Genomic DNA, 20,305 nt, shown 5'->3' on the forward strand with positions numbered 1-20,305 from the left:
GCGCTTCGATCCGCCTGAGTGGCACATCGCACCGCTTCCGCCGGCAGGCGGAGGCGATCCGGCGGCCTGCCTGATGCAGTCGGCGATCGACATGACGCCGGCAAGACTGCCGGCGGCCGGGATGAAGAAGCACCGGTCCATCTCGTGGATCACGCTCGCCGCCGCTCTGATCGCGCTTATCGCGCTGCTGCCACTCGCCTTCATCGTCTGGGTGGCGATCCAGACCGGCTGGGATACCGTGGCGGCGCTGATCTTCCGCCCGCGCGTCGGCGAATTGCTGGTCAACACCGTGCTCCTCGTCGTTGTCGCCGTGCCGATCGCCATCGTGCTGTCGGTGGCGCTGGCCTGGCTGACCGAGCGCAGCGACCTGCCAGGTAACCGCTGGTGGTCGTGGCTTTCGGTCGCGCCGCTCGCCATTCCCGCTTTCGTGCACAGCTATGCCTGGATCAGCTTCGTTCCGGGCCTGCACGGGCTGTGGGCCGGCGTGCTGGTCTCCGTCATCGCCTATTTCCCTTTCCTCTACTTGCCGATCGCCGCCGCGCTGCGCCGGCTCGATCCGGCGCTGGAGGACGCGGCCGCGGCACTTGGTCTTGATCCTTGGCGGGTTTTCGCGCGCGTCGTGCTGCCGCAGCTCAGGCTCGCCATCTGCGGCGGCTCGCTGCTGGTCGGCCTGCATCTGCTGGCCGAATACGGCCTCTATGTCTTCATCCGCTTCGACACCTTCACCACCGCGATCGTCGACCAGTTCCAGTCGACCTTCAACGGTCCGGCGGCCAACATGCTGGCCGCCGTGCTGGTGGTCTGCTGCCTTTTCCTGCTCGCTCTCGAGGTGATGATACGCGGCGAGGAGCGCTATGCCCGCGTCGGTTCCGGCGCCGCGCGCCAGCAGCAGCGCGCTCGCCTCGGCCGCGCCACCTTGCCCTGCCTGCTTTTGCCGGCGGGCGTCGCGCTGCTGTCGCTCGGCGTGCCCTTCGTCACGGTCAGCCGCTGGTTGATCGCCGGCGGCACGGAAGTCTGGCGTTGGGACGAGATCGGCCTGGCGCTCGGCCAGACGTTGTTCCTCGCCATCGCCGGCGCGGTGCTTGCAACGATTGCCGCCATGCCGATGGCCTGGATCTCGATCCGCGCGCCGGGACGGCTGCAGCGACTGCTCGAGAGCTGCAACTATATCGTCGGCGCGTTGCCGGGCGTGGTCATCGCGCTGGCGTTGGTGACCATCACCGTGCGCGTCGCGCTGCCGCTCTACCAGACGCTGTTCACCATCCTGTTCGGTTACGCGCTGATGTTCCTGCCGCGCGCGCTGATAAGCTTGCGCGCCTCGATCGCACAGGCGCCGGTGGAGCTGGAGCGCGCCGCTTCCAGCCTCGGCCGTCCGCCGGTCAAGGCGCTGTGGTCGACGACAATCCGTCTGTCGGCGCCGGGTGCGGCGGCCGGCATGGCGATGGTGGCGCTCGGCATCACCAACGAGCTCACCGCCACCCAGATGCTGGCGCCCAACGGCACCCGCACGCTGGCGATGGCCTTCTGGTCCTACAGCGGCGAGATCGACTACGCCTCCGCCGCCCCTTATGCGCTGATCATGGTGGCGATGTCGTTGCCGATGACCTGGTGGCTCTACGTCCAATCGAAGCGGATGGCCGGACGATGAGCTTTCTCGAACTCAGTGGCGTCGCGAAGAATTATGGCCCGGTGGCGGCGCTCGCCGGCGTCGACCTGACTGTCGAGAGCGGCAGCCGCACCGCGATCGTCGGGCCGTCCGGCTGCGGCAAGACGACCTTGCTCAGGCTGATCGCCGGCTTCGAGGCGCCGGACCGCGGTCGCATCGCGCTCGACGGCAAGGTGCTCGCCAATGGCGGCGCGGCCGTGCCGGCGCATCGCCGCGGCATCGGCGTCGTCGCGCAGGACGGCGCTCTGTTCCCACATCTCACCATTGCCGACAATATCGGTTTCGGCATCGCTCGGAATGCCGATAGACGAGCCGAGCATATCGTCGAGCTCGCCTACATCGTCGGACTGGACAAGGCGATCCTGAAGCGGCGGCCGCACGAGCTTTCCGGCGGCCAGCAGCAGCGCGTGGCGCTTGCCCGCGCCATGGCCATGAAGCCCAGGCTGATGCTGCTCGACGAGCCGTTCTCGGCGCTCGACACCGGGCTTCGCGCGTCGATGCGCAAGGCGGTGGCCGAGCTTCTGGAAGAGGCGGGCATCACCACCATACTGGTCACGCACGACCAGGCCGAGGCGCTCTCCTTCGCTAGCCAGGTGGCGGTGATGCGCGACGGCCTGTTCTCGCAGGTCGGCACGCCGCGCGAGCTCTATTTCCAACCCAGGGACAGGATGGTCGCCGAGTTCCTCGGCGACGCCATCATCGTGCCGGCGAGGATCGCGGACGGTTTTGCCGTGTCGCGGCTCGGCCGCATCGCGGTCGACACAAAGGAACGGCGCGATGTCGCGCGCATCATGCTACGGCCCGAGCAGGTCCTGCTCAAGCGGACCTCGCGCGAGGGCATGTCCGGCACGCCGGACATGCTATTCGGCGAAGTGACGGACTGCGAGTTCGCCGGCTCGGTCTGCACCGTCGCGGTGCGGCTGCTCAACAGCCCGGATCCGCCCGATGCCGCCGCCATCGGCAACACGCCGCTCATCCTGCGCAGGACAGGCATGGACGCGCCGGCTGTAGGCGAGATCGTGCGCCTCACCTTCACCGGCAAGGCGCATGTCTTTGCTTGATCTCCGTCTTGAGAATAATGCAATATTGCATTATTTTTAGCGCTTGAGCAATTCCAGGAAAAGTGTGAGCGGTTTTCCGTCAGGAATTGCGACAAAAGAAGGAGATAGAGCGGTTCGCCGTTTCCGTGAAACGGTGAACCACTCTAGCAGGCCACATCATGACGACATTGACGGTTACCGCACGGGGCCAGGTCACATTCCGGAAGGACGTGCTCAAGCACCTTGGCATCCAGCCCGGCGACAAGATCAGGCTTGATCTTCTGCCTGGTGGACGAGCGGAGCTGAAAGCTGACCAGGGCAAGGGCTCCTGGCAAGAGCTGAGCGGGATGCTCAAGGGCAAAACGAACGGCGCACGGCTTTCGATCGAGGAGATCAACGATGCGATCGCCGGCGCCGGTGCATCGAGCGGGATGCGCGGAATCGAGCGCAAGTGAAGATCAACCTCGACACCAACGTGCTGTTGCGCCTTGTTGTCGGAGACGACGAAGCGCAGCAACGGACAGCAGCCGAGACCCTGGAAGGGGCCGAGTTGGTCGCGATCAGCGTTCAATCGCTCTGCGAGTTTGTTTGGGTGCTGGATAGAAGTTACCGGGTTGCGCGGCCGGATATATCCGCTTCGATCCGCCGCATCCTCGATATGCGCAACGTCGTAGCCAACCGACCAACGATCGAAGCGGGCCTGGCTGTGCTCGACGCTGGTGGAGATTTCGCGGATGGCGTGATCGCGTTCGACGGTCAGTGGCTCGGTGGCGAAACCTTCGTGTCCTTCGATAGGAAAGCGGTAAAGCTGGTCGATGGGCAGGGAACGCCCACACTGTTGCTCGGGTGATTTCTACCGCACGCGCTGTCCCGTCGCCGGCGACCATAGCGGCCATTGCTCGAGGAAATCGCAGCTGTGGATGACGACGCGCTGGCTATCGATCAGGATGAGCGAATAGGCGGGCGGCGCCTGCTCGACAACCTCGTCGCCGACGAGATCGAGCATGAAGCGGGCATGCAGGCCGCGCTGCACCGAGAAGGGGATACCGGCGACGGTGCCGGCGATGTCGCGGTGGACATGGCCGAAGAAGATGTAGCGGACATTGCCGTGGCGGGTCAGCACATCGAGTAGCCGCTGCGGCTGTTCGAGCCGAGCGGGTCGAGCAGCGTGAGCCCGAGTTCTACCGGCGGATGATGCAGGAAGATATAGGCCGCCTTGCCTGCGGCCTCGCCAAGCCGTGCATCGAGCCAGGCAAGCCGGTTGTCGCACAACTCGCCGGTGACACGGCCTTCCGCCAGGCTGTCGAGAAAAACCAGCCGCCCTTCCGGCGTGTCGAAAACCGACTGCGCGAAGCCGTTGCCGTCGGTTCCATTCTCGGGAAAGGCGGCGATGAGATTGGCGCGCCGGTCGTGGTTTCCAGGTAATAGACGGTAAGGCACGGTGAGCCGGCTCAGCGCCGCCTTCAGGTCGGCATAGCTCTCGGCCTCTCCGTCATCGGTCAGGTCGCCGGTGAAGATGCAGAGCGTCGCATCGCTGTGACGTTGATTGATATGACCGATGCATCGATCGAGTCGTTCATTCAGGTTCGCGCCGTAGCGTATCTCGCGCCGACGGCCGAGATGGACGTCGGTGACCTGGATGATTTTCATTGCATGAACCCTCAAATCAAATTCACAACGTCGCCGGAGCCGGTTCCGGCACCGAGGCCTTGAACACGTCGAGCCTGCCACCCGTCTCCGAGGAGAAGAAGTGCAGGTCCGATTCGGCGAACTGCACGCCGATCGTGCTGCCCGGTTCGAGGTGGACGGTCTCCGACGTCACGATGGAGAACGGCGCGCCGTCGAGATCGACATAGACGACGCGGCCGGCGCCCAACTCTTCGATGAGATCGACAGTCGCCGCGAGCGCTCCCGGCATGCCCGGCGCCACCATGCGCACCGCCTCCGGCCGAATCCCGACCGCGACTTTCGCGCCCACGGGAACGCCCGTGCGCGAGACATTGAGCTTGCGGCTGCCGCCGAGCAATGACAGCCCGTCGAGCGTGACGGTGCCTTCGAGCATGTTCATCGCCGGCGCGCCGACGAAGGTGGCGACGAAGCGGCTTGCCGGGCGGCTGTAGACTTCCGCCGGCGTGCCGACCTGCTCGACGCGGCCGCCATTCATCACCACCAGCCGGTCGGCCAGCGTCATCGCCTCGACCTGGTCATGCGTGACGAAGACCGAGGTGGCGCTGAGGCGCCGGTGCAGCTTGCGGATCTCGGAGCGCATCTGCACGCGCAACTTGGCGTCGAGGTTGGAGAGCGGCTCGTCGAAGAGGAACACCTTCGGCTCGCGGATCATGGCGCGGCCCATGGCGACGCGCTGGCGCTGGCCGCCGGAGAGCGCCATCGGCTTGCGGTCGAGCAGGTGTTCCAGTTCCAGGACGCGGGCCACCGCCTGGACGCGCTGGGCGCGCTCGGCCGACGCAACGCCGGCTACCTTCAGCGAATAGCCGATATTCTGTGCCACGCTCATATGCGGGTAGAGCGCGTAGTTCTGGAACACCATGGCGCAGCCGCGCTCGCGCGGCTCGAGCCTGTTGACAACCGTGCCGTCGATCGCGATCGTGCCGTCGGAAATCTCTTCCAGCCCGGCGATCATCCTGAGCAGCGTGGACTTGCCGCAACCCGACGGCCCCAGGATGACGACGAATTCGCCCGAAGCGAAGTCGAGGTCGACGCCGTGCACGACCTGCGTCTTGGCGTAGTTCTTCTTGACGCCGCGAATGGTGATGGAGGCCATTTTTGTCTCCCTATTTTTCGGTGGCGATCAGGCCGCGCACGAACCAGCGCTGCATCAAGACCACGACGATCAGCGGCGGCAGCATGACGATCAGCGTGCCGGCCATTGCGATATGCCATTCCGGCGCGCCGCCGACATTGGGTATGAGCTGCTTCAGCTCGGTCACCGCCATCGCATGCGACTGGTCCGTGGTGATGAGCAACGGCCACAGATACTGGTTCCAGGCCCACAGGAACATGATGGTGCCGAGTGCCGCCATGTTGTTGCGCGACAGCGGCAGAAGGATATCGACGAAGAAGCGCAGCGCGCCGGCGCCGTCCATGCGCGCCGCCTCGGTCAACTCGTCCGGCACGGTCAGGAAGAACTGGCGGTAGAGGAAGGTGCCGGTGGCGGTCGCGACCAGCGGCAGGATCAGGCCGCTGTAGGAATTGAGCAGTCCCAGGCTGAGCGAAACCTGCACGCCCGAGACCTTTTCGATCAGCCAGGAGAGGCCGGTCAGGTCCATGATCGCCTGATAGGGCTCGAGCACGTTGGCGACCACCGCGTAGGTCGGCACGATGCGCACCTCGAGCGGCAGCATCAGCGTGATGAAGATCAGCCAGAACATCAGCATGCGGCCGGGATAGCGGAAATAGACGATCGAGAAGGCGGTCAGCGCCGAGATGATCACTTTGCCGGCGGCGACGCCAAACGCCATGATGAAGGAGTTGAGCAGCTTCGGACCGAGATCGGCGGTCGTCCACGCCGTCTTGATGTTGACCCAGAAATCGCTGCCCGGCAGCAGCGACATCGGCACGTCGTTGACGTCCTTCAGATTGTGCGAGGCGGCGATCGCGACGATAGCAAACGGCGCCACGCAGAATACGAAGCCCGCGAACAGGATCAGATGCGTGAAGAAATTGAGGATCGGGGTGCGCTCGACCATGGCCGCCTCACCGGTAATGCACGCGCCGCTCGATGAAGCGGAACTGAACGATGGTAAGGGCGATGATCAGCAGCATCAGGATGATGCTCTGCGCGGCGGCGCCTGAATAATCCAAACCTTTGAAGCCGTCGGAATAGATCTTGTAGACCATCAGATTGGTGGCGTTGGCCGGGCCGCCGGCGGTCATGATGTCGACGATGCCGAAGGAGTCCTGGAAGCTCTCGGTGATGTTGATGACCAGCAGGAAGAAGATCGTCGGCGTGATCAGCGGGAACTGGATATCCCAGAAGCGCCTGATGACGCCGGAGCCGTCCATCGCCGCCGCCTCGATCAGCGAGCGCGGAATCGCCTGAAAAGCGGCGAGGAAGAAGATGAAATTATAGCCGACATATTTCCAGGAAAAGGCGATGATGATCGAGGCCATGGCGTCGGCGCCGTCGAGGCCCGGGTCCCAGAAGCCGGGCCAGGCTCGGTTGACGACGGCCATGAAGCCGGCTTCCGGCGCCAGGATGAAGCGAAATGCCAGCGCAAGCGCCGGCGCGGCGATGCCGTAGGGCCAGATCAGCACCACGCGATACAGCCATGAGCCGGCAAGTTGCCGGTCGGTCAAGGCGGCGAGCACCAGCGCGATTGTCATCGCCAGACCCGTGCTGATGCCGGCGAAGATCATGCTGGCGGTGATCGAGTCCCAGTAGCTGGCGTTGGACAGGATCGAGCGGAAATTGTCGAGCCCGACCCAGATATTGCCGCCGCCCCAAGGCTGCTGCAACGTCAGCGACCAGTACACGGCCTGCCCGGCCGGCCAGTAGAAGAAGGTGAAGATCAGGAAAAGCTGCGGCACGGCGAACAGGATGCCGATCGTCCATTTGCTGAAAGTGACGCGTTTTTCCATCGATCCGCCGATGTCGTTGAACCGCCAACCCGCTCTCGCGGCACAAGACTAAAGCATGTCTCCCGAAAGTGGGAACCGGTTTCGGGACAAAGACATGCGTAAATCAAAACCCATAGGAAATGGCCGCCCGTCGATGCTCGGCGGGCGGCCGTTCCAGTATCCGGGATCAGGGCAGGGTCTTACCCGGATAGGTCTGCTGGAAGCGATCGAGGATCGCGTCGCCATTCTTGACCAGCGCGTCGAGGCCTTCCTGCACGCTGACCTTGTTGGCGAAGATCGCCTGCATCTGCGTGCCGAACTCGGCGCGGATCTGGGTGAAGTTGCCGAGGCGAACGCCGCGGGTGATGTCGGTCGGCTCCGACGCGGTCAGGCTGGCGATAGCCACTTCGCGGCCCTTATAGGGCGCCTTGTCGTAGAAGCCGTTGGACTTCATGAAATCGAAGCCCGACTTCGTCACCGGAATGTAGCCGGTGTTGGTCGACCAGAACAAAGCGGTCTTGGGGTCGTGGACGAAGTTGAGGAACGCGGCCGCGCCCTTATATTCGCCGTCCGACTTGCCCGACAGCACCCACAGCGAAGCACCGCCGACCAGCGAATTCTTGCGCTCGGTGCCGGCATAGACCGGCAGCTCGGCGACGTCCCAGTTCATGCCTTCCTTCTGCGTGCGGCCGACCGTGCCGTGGTCGCCGACCGAGGTCAGGATGAGCTGGCAGGTGCCGGTGGCGAAAGCCTGAACCATATCCTGGCCGAGATCCTTCGATTTGATCTTGACCAAGCCGGCGTCATACCACTTCTTGAGGTCGGTGACGTACTGGACGAACTTGGTCTTGTTGACTTCGAGGCGGGCGTCGAGGCCGTCATAGCCGTTGTTCTTGGTGGCGACCGGCTGGTTGTGCAGCGCCGAGAACTGCTCCATCAGCTGCCAGCTTTCATTGGCCGAGATGTTGATCGCCATCGGGCAATCATAGCCGGCGTCCTTCAAGGCCTGGAGGTCGGCGGCGACATCTTCCCAGGTCTTCGGCGCCTCGGTCTTGCCGATTTTGGCGAAGGCGTCCTTGTTCCAGTACATCAGCGCGGTCGACGAGTTGAACGGGAAGGACAGCATCTCGCCCTTCGACGTCGCGTAATAGCGCGCGATGCCTGGGAAATAGTCGCTGTAGTCGATCTTGTAGCCGTTTTCTTCCATCAGCTTGTCGGCGGGCTTGTAGGCGCCCGACAACATCATGGTGGCGGTGCCGACGTCATAGACCTGGACGACGGTGGGCTGCTTGCCGGCGCGGAAGGCGGCGATCGTGTTCTGCAGCGTGGCGTCGTAATTGCCCTGGCTGGTGCAGACGACCTCGTAGTCCTTCTGGGATTCGTTGAAGTTCTTGCACAGCGTATCGACGACGCGGGCGAGATCGCCCGAAAGACCGAACCAGAAATCGAATTTGACCGGCTCCGCAAAAGCAGGAACCGCGAGCGCGCTGCTGAGCGCGCCGGCGGCAAGGGCGGCAAAGCCCCGCTTGATGATCGTCATGGTTTTTCCCTCTTGATTGGCAGTGTGACAAGGGTTTTGCGCAAGTCCTTGCCCGCTCTCATAGAGAAGGTATGTGACAGTTCTGTTGTGGCCCCTGGACCGGTAAGCGGTTCCTGTGGACAGCCAGTCTCTCCTCCCCTGGCAGCGGTCGCCGGCATGAAAACGTCACATCGGCGCTCTAGGAAGCTAGGGCGCCTCGAAGCGCCGAAAAGGCCTTCCGTGATTAACCGGCTAACTGGATGAGAAGAGACATGCTGGTCCCGCAGCTCACGCACGTGCCTGTCGCCGCCCGCAACGCGATGCGGAACGGACCGCGCGACAGCGCCACCCATCTGCGCCACGCCGCCGCCGTTCCCGCCCTGGGCGAGATCGAGATCGGCGGCCAGGCGTCGCGCGGGAGCGTCGGCGGGAGCCTGACCGTCATGGCCTGGAACGTCGAGCGGCTGCGCCATGTCGATGCCATCGCCGCAACGATCGCCGGCCGGGCACCGGACGTCGTGCTGCTGTCCGAGGTCGACAAAGGCATGGCCCGCTCCGGCAACGGCCATCTGTTGAGCCGGCTTGCCGATCGTCTGGGCCACTCCTACGCCTATGGCGTCGAGTTCCTGGAACTCGGCACCGGCAATGAGACGGAGCAGGCGGCAAATGGCGACGCCGAGAACACGGAGGGCTTCCATGGCAACGCCGTAACCAGTGCCGTTCCGCTGCTGCGGCCTTTTCTCATTCGCCTGGACGCGGCCGGCGCCTGGTTCCTGCCGGAGCACGGCCAGCCGCGCATTGGCGGCCGCATGGCGCTTGGCGGGCAGGTGATGGTCGGCGACCATCGGGTCACCGTCGTTTCGGTGCATCTCGAAAACCGCACCACGCCTGCCGGCCGCGCCGACCAGACGCGCCATCTCCTCGACGCCATCGACAGGTATGACGCGGAGGCGCCGGTCCTGATCGGCGGCGACTTCAACACGCTGACCGCCACATACCCGGAACGCAATGACGATCCTGCGGCGTGGCTAAAGCGCGTTGCCGCCGAACCGGACCGGCTGATGTATCCGGAGCGCCATGAGTCTTTGTTCGCGGTGTTTGCCGAGCATGGCTACAACTGGAAGACGGCCAATGCTTTCGACAAGCCCACCCAGCGGCGCGCGGTCGGCGACTTGACGCCGGCCGGCCATATCGACTGGTTCTTCACCCGCGGCCTCACGGCAAGCGCGCCGGCGACGCTGCCGGCGGTATTGCCGGACGGCAGCCCGAGCGCCGATCACGAGGCGCTGGTGGTCACGGTGCGGGTGAAGTAACGGCCTGCCGGATCGACACAATCGATCCCGAGATCGTTCCGGCGCATCAATACAACCTGGAAAGCACGCAATGGTTGCGGGCAGCATAATCGATTCTTCAGCCGTCCGGCCCTAATCAATCATGTTGCCTTGATTGATGGGGGAAGATCAGGTGAAGCAAGATGCTGACCGTCTATAATTGCATCGTGAACGAGCACGACCTGAGACTGGTGGCACTGGCCGCGCTCATTTGCGGAATCTCCTGTTTCTCCGCCGTCAACCTGCTTCGCCATGTCGACCAATCGACGAACCGAAACCGTCATGTGTGGTTGCTGATTGCAGCCGCGTCGACCGGCTTCGGCATATGGGCGACGCACTTCATCGCCATGATCGCCTTCACGCCGGGAATACCCAACGCCTACAACGCCGAGCTTTCGGTGGCTTCGCTGGCGATGTCCGTCATCCTGACCGCGGCCGGTATGTGGATCGCGACGGTGCGCCGTAGCATCGACCACTACCTCGTCGGCGGCGCCGTGCTCGGCATCGGCATTGCGGCGATGCATTATACCGGCATGGCGGCTTTCGAGGTCGAAGGCCGGATCGTCTGGAACCGGCTGCTGGTCGCCGCGTCGTTGGCCTCGGGCGTAACGCTTGCCGCGCTCTCCATGCTTGTCGTGCTTCGCCGGCCGTCCACACAGGCGACGGTCGCCGGCGCTGTCCTGCTCACGCTGGCGATCTGCACGCTGCATTTCATCGCCATGGCCGCCGTCTCGATCTATCCGGATTCCTCGATCGAGATCTCGAAATTCACGATTGCGCCGATGTCGCAGGCCTTTGCCGCCGCGGCGGCAAGCCTCGTCATCCTGGTGCTGTCGGCCACGGCGCTGTGGATCGACCTGCGCTTCCGCCGCCACAGGACAGAGGCGGAGCGTATGCACGGTCTCGCCAATGCCGCCGTCGAAGGCCTCATCGTCTGCGACGGCAGCCGCATCGTCAGCGCCAATGACAGCATCGCTGCGCTGAGCGGCATCGCCGCCGGCACGCTGAACGCGATGACGCTAGGCGACCTGTTCGGCGAGCGGATTGCTTCCGCCGTCGCCGCCGGCAACGGGCAGGCGCAGGAGGTCGACCTGCGCGGCCAGGACGACAGCCGGATTCCGGTGGAACTGATCGCCAGGAGCATCGATTATTGCGGCAAGCCGCACCTGGTCGTTGCCGTCCGCGATATTCGCGAGCGCAGGAAGGCCGAGCAGGAGATCATGCGCCTCGCGCATTACGACCCGCTCACCGGGCTTGCCAATCGCCGCAGCTTCACCGGCCGCCTGGAAGCCGAGATCGCCGCGTCCGCGGAAGGCGGCAAAGACGGCCAGTTGGCGCTCATGCTTCTCGATCTCGACCGGTTCAAGGAAGTGAACGACCTCTTCGGCCACGCCGCCGGCGACGCCGTGTTGCAAAAGGTGGCTCACTGCGCCTCCGGCGTGCTGCGCCACGGCCAGATGCTGGCCCGGCTCGGCGGCGACGAATTCGCCATCATAGCCCCCAGCCTTCCCGACCCGCAGGCGGCCGGCCGCATTGCCGAAGCGGTGCTTTCGGCGCTGCGTCAGGAAAACCGGCTGTCGCCCGGCGGCATGATTTCGGCCAGCATCGGCATCGCGCTCTACCCGCTCGACGCCGACGAACAGGCGGCGCTGATCAGCCATGCCGACACCGCGCTCTATCGCGCCAAGGCCGAGGGCAAGGATACGTTCCGCTACTTCGAGGCCTCGATGGGCGCCGAGGCGCGAGACCGGCGCATCATGGAGCAGGACCTGCGCCAGGCCGTGGCGCGCGGCGAATTCCGGCTCGTCTACCAGCCGCAGAAGGAAATCAGCAGCGGCAGGATGGTCGGCTTCGAGGCCTTGCTCCGCTGGCAGCATCCCGAACGCGGAGAGGTTCCGCCCTCGGTGTTCATCCCGGTGGCCGAGGATAGCGGCTCGATCGCCCAGATCGGCGAGTGGGTGCTGGCGACGGCCTGCAACGAGGCCGCGACATGGAAGAACCCGTTGACGGTCGCGGTCAACGTCTCGGCGGTGCAGCTTCACAACCTCGATTTCAGCCGCCGGGTGCATGAGGTGCTGCTTCGTTCAGGCCTGGCGGCGGGCAGGCTCGAGCTCGAGATCACCGAGACGGCGCTGGTGAAGGACATGCCGCGGGCGCTGGCCACCTTGCGCCAGATCAAGGCGCTCGGCGTGCGTGTGGCGATGGACGATTTCGGCACCGGCTATTCGTCGCTGTCCAACCTGCGCGCCTTCCCTTTCGACAAGATCAAGATCGACGGATCCTTCATCAAGTCTGTCGATCGCAACGACCAGGTCGCGACCATCGTGCGCGCCGTGCTGGGTTTGGGGCGCGGCCTCGGCCTGCCGGTCCTGGCCGAAGGCGTCGAGACGCTGGACGAGCTGCGCTTTCTCGATGCCGAGGATTGCGACATCGGCCAGGGATATTATCTCGGCAGGCCTGGCCCGATCGAGGCGTTCGGCGAGCTGACCGGCGTTTCGGCCGCCGATGACGGCGTCAAGCCTGCCGGCAGGAGCGGCGGCAGCATCCTGATGCTCGAGCCTGCCGCGGCGGCGCGCTCGGCCTGATACGATCAGGGTTCGAGCGCCGCCTCCACCAGCCGCTTGGCATCGGGGCTCGACCACTCGGCCGGGCCGTTCATATGCGCGATCAGGCAGCCATCCGCGTCGATCAGCATGGTGACCGGAAGCCCGAGCGCCAGCCCGCGCGTCTTGACCTCGTTGAACAGCGCGATCGTCGGGTCCCGGTAGAAGCCGAGCGTTTGAACGCCGATCTCGTTGAGGAACTTCTTCGGCTTCGTGTCATCGCCAGTGTCGACATTGACCGCGACCACCTCGAAAGCATTGCTGCCTTTTTCCTTCTGCAGCGCATCGAGCGCCGGCATCTCGGCGCGGCACGGCGCGCACCATGTCGCCCATAGATTGAGCAGCACCGTCTTGCCGGCATGGTCGGCCAGCGTCATCGGCTTTCCGTCGGGGCCGTTGAAGGCAAGGCTCTTCAGCGACTGCGGCGGGTCGGCCGGCTGCAGCGCGGCCACCTGGCCGACGGCCTTGGCGGCGATCTGCTTGGCGCGCCCGGCCTTGGCCGCGCAGGCGGCGTCGTCCTTGCCGGCGGCAACAGCGACCTTCTCGGGAGCGTTGTTGCCAGAACCGCTCTCGCTGACATATACCGCGACCGCGCCCGCCAGCACGCCCGCCAGCAAGGCGGCCAGGATGAGGCGCGTAGCCGGAAAAAAGAATCTCTTGCCGTCTGCCATTTTCAAAACTGCTCCGGAGCACGGGTTATAGCGATGAGCGACAAGAAGGCCAGCAACCAGATGTGGGGCGGACGTTTTGCCTCGGGTCCGGCCGCGATCATGGAAGCGATCAACGCGTCGATCGGCTTCGACCGCAAGCTCTATGCGCAGGACATAAGCGGATCGATCGCCCATAGCGAGATGTTGGCCGAAACGGGCATTATTTCGGCGGCAGATCAAGAAAAAATCGCTCACGGGCTGAACACGATCCTGAAAGAGATCGAGGCCGGCACGTTCGAATTCTCGACCAAGCTGGAAGACATCCACATGAATGTCGAGGCCCGCCTTGCCGACCTGATCGGCCCGACGGCGGGACGCCTGCACACCGCCCGCTCGCGCAACGACCAGGTGGCGGTCGACCTCAGGCTCTGGGTCAAGCAGGAATGCCAGCGCGTCGCCCGGGCGTTGAAGGACCTGATCGCCGCGTTGCTCGAACGCGCCGAGGAACATGCGGCGACCGTCATGCCCGGCTTCACCCATATGCAGGCGGCGCAGCCGGTGACTTTCGGCCACCATTGCATGGCCTATGTCGAGATGTTCGGCCGCGACCTCGCGCGCGTCCGCGACGCCATCGAGCGCATGGACGAAAGCCCGCTCGGCGCGGCGGCCCTTGCCGGCACAAGTTTCGGCATCGACCGCCACATGACCGCGAAGGCGCTGGGTTTCCGCGAGCCGACGCGCAATTCGCTGGACAGCGTTTCGGATCGCGATTTCGCGCTCGAATTCCTGAGCCTCGCCGCGATCTGCGCGACGCATTTGTCCAGGCTCGCCGAGGAGATCATCATCTGGTCGACGCCGCAATTCGGCTTCGTCCGCCTGTCGGATTCCTTCTCCACCGGCTCCTCGATCATGCCGCAGAAGAAGAACCCGGACGCCGCCGAACTGGTGCGCGGCAAGACCGGCCGCGTCAACGGCCATCTCGTCGGCCTGCTGACCGTGATGAAGGGCATGCCGCTGACCTATGGCAAGGACATGCAGGAAGACAAGGAAGCGGTCTTCGACGCTGCCGAGACGCTCGACCTGATGCTGGCGGCGACCGCCGGCATGGTGCGCGACATGACCGTCAGCGCCGCCGCCATGAAGAAGGCCGCCGGCGCCGGTCACGCCACCGCGACCGACCTTGCCGACTGGCTGGTGCGCAATCTGGGCCTCCCCTTCCGCGAGGCCCATCATGTCACCGGCCGCGCCGTGGCGCTTGCCGAGGAGAAGAAGGTCGGGCTGGAAAAGCTATCGCTGGACGACCTGCGCTCGATCCATCCAGGCATCACCGACGACATCTTTTCGGTGCTTGCCGTGCAGAATTCGGTGAAGAGCCGCACAAGCTTCGGCGGCACCGCGCCGTCGGAAGTGCGAAAGCAGATCCGCTATTGGAAAAAGCGGCTCGCCAAGGCTTAATGCATGTCGCCCAGACGTGTGCAGCGGTTCTGGAACAACGACATGCATCAAAGCAATTGCCGGGATGCAAAGCGCTGAAAACTCGGCTAAAAGCGGCGTCACAAGAAACAGTTTCGAACGGATGGATCGATGACCCGTAGCAGGATTTTGGTGACGCTGGCGCTGCTGGCGGCGGTTGTCACCGTCACGGCCTGCGGCAGGAAGACCGGCCTAGACACGCCCTATGAGGCGGCGGAACAGGCGCGCAAGGATGCGGAAAAGGCCAAGCAGCCGGTGCCGCCCGAGCCGGAAAAACCGGTCAAGGACAGGAAGTTCATCCTCGATCCCCTGCTCTAGAGCCGATGAGATCAACCCGATCTCATCGAGCTTCAACCTTCCGGAACCGAACCCCGTGAACCATTTCGACTACCGCGACGGCGTGCTCCATGCCGAGGACGTCGCCATCCCCGACATCGCAGCCGAGGTCGGCACGCCCTTCTATTGCTATTCGACGGCGACGCTGACCCGGCATTTCCGCGTCTTCAAGGAAGCCTTTTCCGGCCTCGACGCGCTGGTCTGCTACGCCATGAAGGCGAACTCCAACCAGGCCGTGCTGAGGACGCTGGCCAGGCAGGGCGCAGGCGCCGACGTGGTCTCCGAAGGCGAATTGCGCCGCGCCCTGGCCGCCGGCGTCCCGGCCAGCAAGATCCTGTTTTCCGGCGTCGGCAAGACCGCGCGCGAGATGGACTTCGCGCTTTCCGCCGGCATTCTCTGCTTCAACGTCGAATCCGAGCCGGAGCTGGAATTGCTGTCGGCGCGTGCCGTGGCCCTCGGCAAGGTGGCGCCCATCTCGCTGCGCATCAATCCGGATGTCGATGCCAGGACCCACAAGAAGATCTCGACCGGCAAGGCCGAGAACAAGTTCGGCATTCCGTGGCAGCGCGCGCGGCAGGTCTATGCCCGCGCGGCTGAACTGCCCGGGATCAGGGTGACCGGCATCGACACCCATATCGGCAGCCAGATCACCGAATTGCAGCCGTTCGACGATGCCTTCGCATTGCTGGTCGAACTGGTCGGGGCGCTGCGCGCCGACGGACATTCGATCGAGCATGTCGATCTCGGCGGCGGCCTCGGCATTCCCTACCGCGTCGACAACAGCCCGCCGCCCCTGCCCGACGCCTATGCCGAGATCGTCAGGAAGCACGTCACCAGTCTTGGCCTGAAAGTGATGTTCGAGCCCGGCCGCCTGATCGTCGGCAATGCCGGCATCCTGGTGTCTGAGGTCATCTATGTGAAGGAAGGCGACGCCAAGAACTTCCTCGTTATCGACGCCGCCATGAACGACCTGATCCGGCCGACGCTCTATGACGCCTTCCACGACATCAGGCCGGTGGTGCAGCCGCCTGTCTCCACGCCGCGCATGAAGGTCGACGTCGTCGGCCCGGTCTGCGAGACCGGCGATTTCATCGGCCTCGACCGCGACCTGCCAAGATTGAAGGCAGGCGATCTGATCGCGGTTTCCACCGCCGGCGCCTATGGCGCGGTGCAGGCCGGCACCTACAACACCAGGCTCCTGGTGCCCGAGGTGCTGGTCGACGGCGACCGTTTTCACGTCGTGCGGCCGCGCCAGACCTATGAGGACCTGATCGGACTGGATTCGGTCCCCGACTGGCTGAAATAACCGAGCGGCGCGCCTTAAGGAGCTGGCCATGCTGGAAAAAAAGACGATCACGCGCGAGCGCATCGCCGCTGTCGAACCGCGCATCCGCCCCTATGTCCGCCACACGCCGGTGATGCGCGTCGACCTGGCGGATTTCGGCCGTCCCGCCTTTCCGGTCGATCTCAAGCTCGAATGCCTGCAGCATTCCGGCTCGTTCAAGGCGCGTGGCGCCTTCACCAATCTGCTCGAGCGCCAGGTGCCCGAGGCCGGCGTGGTCGCCGCGTCCGGCGGCAATCATGGCGCCGCCGTCGCTTATGCCGCCATGAAGCTCGGCCACAAGGCGACCATCTTCCTGCCCGAGGTCAGCCCGCCGGCGAAGCTCGCGCGCATTCGCGGCTACGGCGCCGAGTTGGTGGTCGTCGGCGCGCGTTATGCAGAGGCGCTCGCCGCCAGCGAGGATTTTGCGGCCAGGACCGGCGCCCTGCAGATCCATGCCTTCAACCAGGAGGAAACGCTGCTCGGCCAGGGCACGCTCGGCCTGGAGATCGAAGCCGACTTGCCCGAAATCGACACGCTGCTGGTCGCCGTGGGCGGCGGCGGCCTGATCGGCGGCATCGCCGCCTGGTTCTCGGGACGCATCCGCATCGTCGCCATCGAGCCCGAGGGGGCGCCGACGCTTTACCGCGCCTTGGAGGCCGGCCAGCCGGTCGATGCGCCCGCCGAAGGCATTGCCGCCGATTCGCTGGCGCCGAAGCGCGTCGGCGAAATGATGTTCCCGATCGCCGAGGCCTTCGTCGAACGCTCGATCCTGGTCAGCGACGACGACATCGTCGCGGCGCAGAAAGCGCTGTGGGACCGCGTGCGAATCATCGCCGAGCCCGGTGGCGCCACGGCCTTCGCCGCCATGCTTTCCGGGCGCTATGTGCCGGCGGAGGGCGAGCGCGTGGCGATCCTCGTCTGCGGTTCCAACACGAATCCCGCCAATTTCTGATCATAACCCGGCCAAACCGCTTCACGTTTTTGGAACCCGCCTCGCCTTTGCCGTGTTTGCTGGTATCCTTCTGGTGATGACGTCCGGGTTATTGTGCCCGGGCAGGAAGGGCCGATGACCGAACGACCCATTTCCAGCGGCGAACGCGGCCGGGCCGGCGATGGACGCGGCCTGGCGGGGCGCTTGGCGCTCAGCCGGTTGGCGACGCGGGCCTCGATGACCTTCGAGCGCGCCTGGCCGCTCGTGCTGCCGCTGCTGGTCGTCGCCAGCCTGTTTTTCAGCTTTTCGTGGTTCGGCCTTTTCCCGCGCCTGCCGGACTCGGCGCGCATCGGCCTTCTGATCCTGTTCGCGCTGGCGGCGGTCGCGGCGCTCTATCCGCTGCGTTTCTTCCGCATGCCTTCGGCCGCCGAGGTCGACAGGCGCATCGAGGCGGCGAACGAATTGCTGCACAGCCCGGTGCAGGTGCAGACCGACCGGGCGAGCGGCGCCGACAGCATCTTCTCGCAGGCGCTGTGGCGCGAGCACCAGAAGCGCATGGCCGAGCGGCTTTCGAGCCTCGGCGTCGACCGGCCGCGCACCGGCGTGCCGGACTATGACCGCTGGGGCCTGCGCGCCGTGGCGGGGCTGCTGTTCGTCACGGCTTTGGCCTTCTCCCTCGGACCCTTTGGCGGCAGGGTCAGCGACGCTTTTGTCGCCCGCGCCGCGCACGACGCCGTGCCGCCGCGCATCGACGCCTGGGTGACGCCGCCCGCCTATACCGGCAAGGCGCCGCTGTTCCTGACCGCCGATGCCAATCAGGCCGTCCAGACTTTTTCCGTTCCGCAAGGCAGCGACGTTTCGCTGCGCGTCACTGGCGGCTCGGGTGAGGAAACGCTGAGCTATGCCGATCAAGGCGGCAATGACCGCGCCATCGAGCCCGCGGCGCCCCCCGGAGCAGCCAAGGGGACCGCGCCCGCCGCCGCCAGCCAGACGGCGCCAAAGGTGCGACAGTTCTCCGGCAAGCTGAACACCAACGGCACGCTGACGCTGAAATCCGGCGACGGCGATCTCGGCCATTGGGCCTTTGCCGTCATTCCCGACAAGCCGCCCACGATCCGCTTCGTCGGCGAGCCGAAGCGCGCGGTCAACGGCGCCATCGAGCTGAACTACCAGATCGACGACGACTACGGCGCCGCCTCCGCCAAGGCCGTTTTCGAGCCGTCGAACCCGCCGGCCGCCAACGCCCATCCGCTCTACGGCGCGCCCGACATGCCGCTGACGCTGCCGCGCCGCGGCGGCAAGGCGAACGCGGCCAAGACGACCAAGGACCTGACCGAACATGTCTGGGCCGGCACCAACATCAAGCTGACGCTGAGCGTCACCGACGATGCCGGCCACACCGCGACCAGCGAAACCAAGACAATGGTGATGCCGGAGCGGCCTTTCGCCAATCCGCTCGCCCGCGCGGTGATCGAGCAGCGCCGGCTGCTGGCGCTCGATACCAATGCCAAGCCGCGCGTCCTCGACCTGATGGACGCGATCACGCTGCGTCCCGAGGATACGTTCGACAACATGTCGAACTATCTCGCCATCATGAGCGCGAGAAGCCGGCTGAAGCTCTCCGAGAGCGACGACCAGCTGCGCAACGTCGTGTCCTATCTGTGGGAGATCGCGCTCGGCATCGAGGAAGGCAATCTGTCGGCCGCCGAGCGGCGGCTGCGCCAGGCGCAGCAGGCGTTGCAGGATGCCATCAAGAACGGCGCCAGCGATCAGGAGATCGAGAAGGCGATGAAGGAACTGCGCGAGGCGATGAACCAGTTCCTGCAGGAATTCGCCCAGCGCGCGCAGCAGAACCCGAACGCGCCGCAGATGCAGCAGAACGGCCGCGAGCTGCGCCAGAGCGATATCGACCGCATGATGGACCAGATCGAGAATCTGGCCAAATCGGGCGATCGCGACAAGGCCCAGCAGCTTCTCTCCGAGCTGCAGGACATGATGAATAACCTGCAGGCCGGCCGCCAGCAGCAAGGCGGCGAGCAGGACAGCGAGCTGCGGCAGCAGATGGACAAGCTCGGCGACATCATGCGCCGCCAGCAGGAAATGATGAACGACACATTCCGGCTGGACCAGATGCAGCGCGGGCAGCGTGGCGAAGGCGGCGAGCAACAGCAGCTTGGCGAGGACGGCGAACAGGGCCAGTTCGACGACCAGCAGCAGCGGCCCGGCCCCGGCCAGGACCGCGATCCGCTCGGACGTCCGAAAATGTCGCCGAAGGATTTGGCCGATGCGCTGAAGCAGTTGCAGGAAGGCCAGGGCCAGCTGCAGAGCGAGCTCGACCGGCTGAAGAAGGGGCTCGAGGGCATGGGCATGGAGCCCAATGAGGGCTTCGGCGAGGCCGGCAAATCGATGGGCAATGCCGAACAATCGCTGGGCCAGGGCGACGGCGACCAGGCCGTCGGCCACCAGGGCCGCGCGCTGGAAGCGCTGCGCCGTGGCGCCAAGGACATGATGAAACAGATGCAGGCCATGCAGGGCGATCAGGGCGGCAGCGAACAGGGCGGCCGCCAGCAGGACGCCGACCGCGATCCGCTGGGTCGGCCGCGCGCCACCAACGGCCCCGATGACGGCACCTCGGTCAAGGTTCCCGATGAGATCGACGTGCAGCGCGCGCGCCAGATCCTCGATGCGATCCGCAAGCGGCTCGGCAATGCGCTCAGCCCCGATATCGAGCGCAGCTATCTCGAGCGGCTGCTAGAGCTGAAGTAAGCTCGCCTACGCCTTTCGGATTTCCGTCACCTACGCCGAAACTTGGACCCGTCACCCCGATCCTGCGCATGTTTCGACATCGCCAAGG

Annotated in this window: 18 protein-coding genes; 11 read left to right on the plus strand and 7 right to left on the minus strand. The window is 65.2% G+C overall.

Annotated features, from left to right (window positions below):
- The first annotated feature begins 91 nt into the window (after positions 1 to 91).
- From FJ417_RS15115 to FJ417_RS15130, 4 genes are all read left to right on the plus strand, one after another.
- A complete protein-coding gene (locus FJ417_RS15115; RefSeq protein ID WP_246677364.1) occupies positions 92 to 1,648 on the plus strand; it encodes an iron ABC transporter permease in 1,557 nt (518 codons plus the stop codon).
- Positions 1,645 to 2,727, plus strand: a complete 1,083-nt coding sequence (locus FJ417_RS15120) for an ABC transporter ATP-binding protein (protein ID WP_140784002.1) — start codon at positions 1,645 to 1,647, stop codon at positions 2,725 to 2,727. The genes FJ417_RS15115 and FJ417_RS15120 overlap by 4 nt, the downstream gene beginning before the upstream one ends.
- Before the next feature lie 158 nt (positions 2,728 to 2,885).
- Positions 2,886 to 3,161, plus strand: coding sequence for an AbrB/MazE/SpoVT family DNA-binding domain-containing protein (locus tag FJ417_RS15125; protein WP_140645203.1), 276 nt, complete (start codon positions 2,886 to 2,888; stop codon positions 3,159 to 3,161).
- The gene (locus FJ417_RS15130; protein ID WP_140784003.1) at positions 3,158 to 3,556 is read left to right on the plus strand and encodes a type II toxin-antitoxin system VapC family toxin; all 399 of its coding nucleotides are present in this window, start codon (positions 3,158 to 3,160) and stop codon (positions 3,554 to 3,556) included. Before FJ417_RS15125 ends, FJ417_RS15130 begins: the two co-directional genes overlap by 4 nt.
- A gap of 3 nt (positions 3,557 to 3,559) precedes the next feature.
- Here FJ417_RS15130 and FJ417_RS33520 read toward each other — a convergent pair whose 3' ends face one another.
- The 6 genes from FJ417_RS33520 to FJ417_RS15155 form a co-directional block, all read right to left on the minus strand.
- Positions 3,560 to 3,829, minus strand: a complete 270-nt coding sequence (locus tag FJ417_RS33520) for a hypothetical protein (protein ID WP_246687465.1) — start codon at positions 3,827 to 3,829, stop codon at positions 3,560 to 3,562.
- Positions 3,823 to 4,356 carry a metallophosphoesterase gene (locus tag FJ417_RS15135; protein ID WP_246687466.1) on the minus strand — a complete coding sequence of 178 codons (534 nt, stop codon included), beginning with the start codon at positions 4,354 to 4,356 and terminating at the stop codon, positions 3,823 to 3,825. The genes FJ417_RS33520 and FJ417_RS15135 overlap by 7 nt, the downstream gene beginning before the upstream one ends.
- Before the next feature lie 22 nt (positions 4,357 to 4,378).
- The gene (gene ugpC / locus FJ417_RS15140) at positions 4,379 to 5,488 is read right to left on the minus strand and encodes a sn-glycerol-3-phosphate ABC transporter ATP-binding protein UgpC (RefSeq protein ID WP_140784004.1); all 1,110 of its coding nucleotides are present in this window, start codon (positions 5,486 to 5,488) and stop codon (positions 4,379 to 4,381) included.
- Between the two features lie 10 nt (positions 5,489 to 5,498).
- Positions 5,499 to 6,413 (minus strand): ABC transporter permease subunit, encoded by a 915-nt coding sequence (locus FJ417_RS15145; protein ID WP_140645199.1) that lies wholly within the window; start codon positions 6,411 to 6,413, stop codon positions 5,499 to 5,501.
- A 7-nt stretch (positions 6,414 to 6,420) separates the two neighbouring features.
- A complete protein-coding gene (locus FJ417_RS15150; protein ID WP_140658787.1) occupies positions 6,421 to 7,305 on the minus strand; it encodes an ABC transporter permease subunit in 885 nt (294 codons plus the stop codon).
- A gap of 166 nt (positions 7,306 to 7,471) precedes the next feature.
- Positions 7,472 to 8,824: an extracellular solute-binding protein gene (locus tag FJ417_RS15155; RefSeq protein WP_140645197.1), complete on the minus strand. Its 1,353-nt coding sequence runs from the start codon at positions 8,822 to 8,824 to the stop codon at positions 7,472 to 7,474.
- 251 nt (positions 8,825 to 9,075) lie between these two features.
- Between FJ417_RS15155 and FJ417_RS15160 the strand changes: the two genes are divergently transcribed.
- Both FJ417_RS15160 and FJ417_RS15165 read left to right on the plus strand, forming a co-directional pair.
- Positions 9,076 to 10,116: an endonuclease/exonuclease/phosphatase family protein gene (locus FJ417_RS15160; RefSeq protein WP_140784005.1), complete on the plus strand. Its 1,041-nt coding sequence runs from the start codon at positions 9,076 to 9,078 to the stop codon at positions 10,114 to 10,116.
- Positions 10,117 to 10,277: 161 nt separating this feature from the next.
- Positions 10,278 to 12,719 (plus strand): EAL domain-containing protein, encoded by a 2,442-nt coding sequence (locus FJ417_RS15165; RefSeq protein ID WP_140784006.1) that lies wholly within the window; start codon positions 10,278 to 10,280, stop codon positions 12,717 to 12,719.
- Between the two features lie 5 nt (positions 12,720 to 12,724).
- Here the strand turns inward: FJ417_RS15165 and FJ417_RS15170 are convergent, their stop codons facing one another.
- Positions 12,725 to 13,408, minus strand: a complete 684-nt coding sequence (locus FJ417_RS15170; protein WP_140784007.1) for a TlpA disulfide reductase family protein — start codon at positions 13,406 to 13,408, stop codon at positions 12,725 to 12,727.
- A gap of 33 nt (positions 13,409 to 13,441) precedes the next feature.
- Between FJ417_RS15170 and argH the strand changes: the two genes are divergently transcribed.
- The 5 genes from argH (at position 13,442) to FJ417_RS15195 (ending at position 20,217) form a co-directional block, all read left to right on the plus strand.
- Positions 13,442 to 14,842 carry an argininosuccinate lyase gene (gene argH / locus FJ417_RS15175; protein ID WP_140784008.1) on the plus strand — a complete coding sequence of 467 codons (1,401 nt, stop codon included), beginning with the start codon at positions 13,442 to 13,444 and terminating at the stop codon, positions 14,840 to 14,842.
- Positions 14,843 to 14,971: 129 nt separating this feature from the next.
- Entirely contained in the window at positions 14,972 to 15,178 is a 207-nt protein-coding gene (locus FJ417_RS15180) for a lipoprotein (protein WP_127253283.1), read from the plus strand.
- A 55-nt stretch (positions 15,179 to 15,233) separates the two neighbouring features.
- Complete coding sequence (gene lysA / locus FJ417_RS15185) at positions 15,234 to 16,502, plus strand: diaminopimelate decarboxylase (protein WP_140784009.1); 1,269 nt, start codon at positions 15,234 to 15,236, stop codon at positions 16,500 to 16,502.
- A 28-nt stretch (positions 16,503 to 16,530) separates the two neighbouring features.
- Complete coding sequence (locus FJ417_RS15190; RefSeq protein WP_140784010.1) at positions 16,531 to 17,472, plus strand: threonine/serine dehydratase; 942 nt, start codon at positions 16,531 to 16,533, stop codon at positions 17,470 to 17,472.
- Positions 17,473 to 17,586: 114 nt separating this feature from the next.
- Positions 17,587 to 20,217 carry a TIGR02302 family protein gene (locus FJ417_RS15195; RefSeq protein WP_140784011.1) on the plus strand — a complete coding sequence of 877 codons (2,631 nt, stop codon included), beginning with the start codon at positions 17,587 to 17,589 and terminating at the stop codon, positions 20,215 to 20,217.
- Positions 20,218 to 20,305: the final 88 nt, after the last annotated feature.

It is taken from the genome of Mesorhizobium sp. B3-1-7, from assembly GCF_006439385.1.
GTDB lineage: Bacteria > Pseudomonadota > Alphaproteobacteria > Rhizobiales > Rhizobiaceae > Mesorhizobium.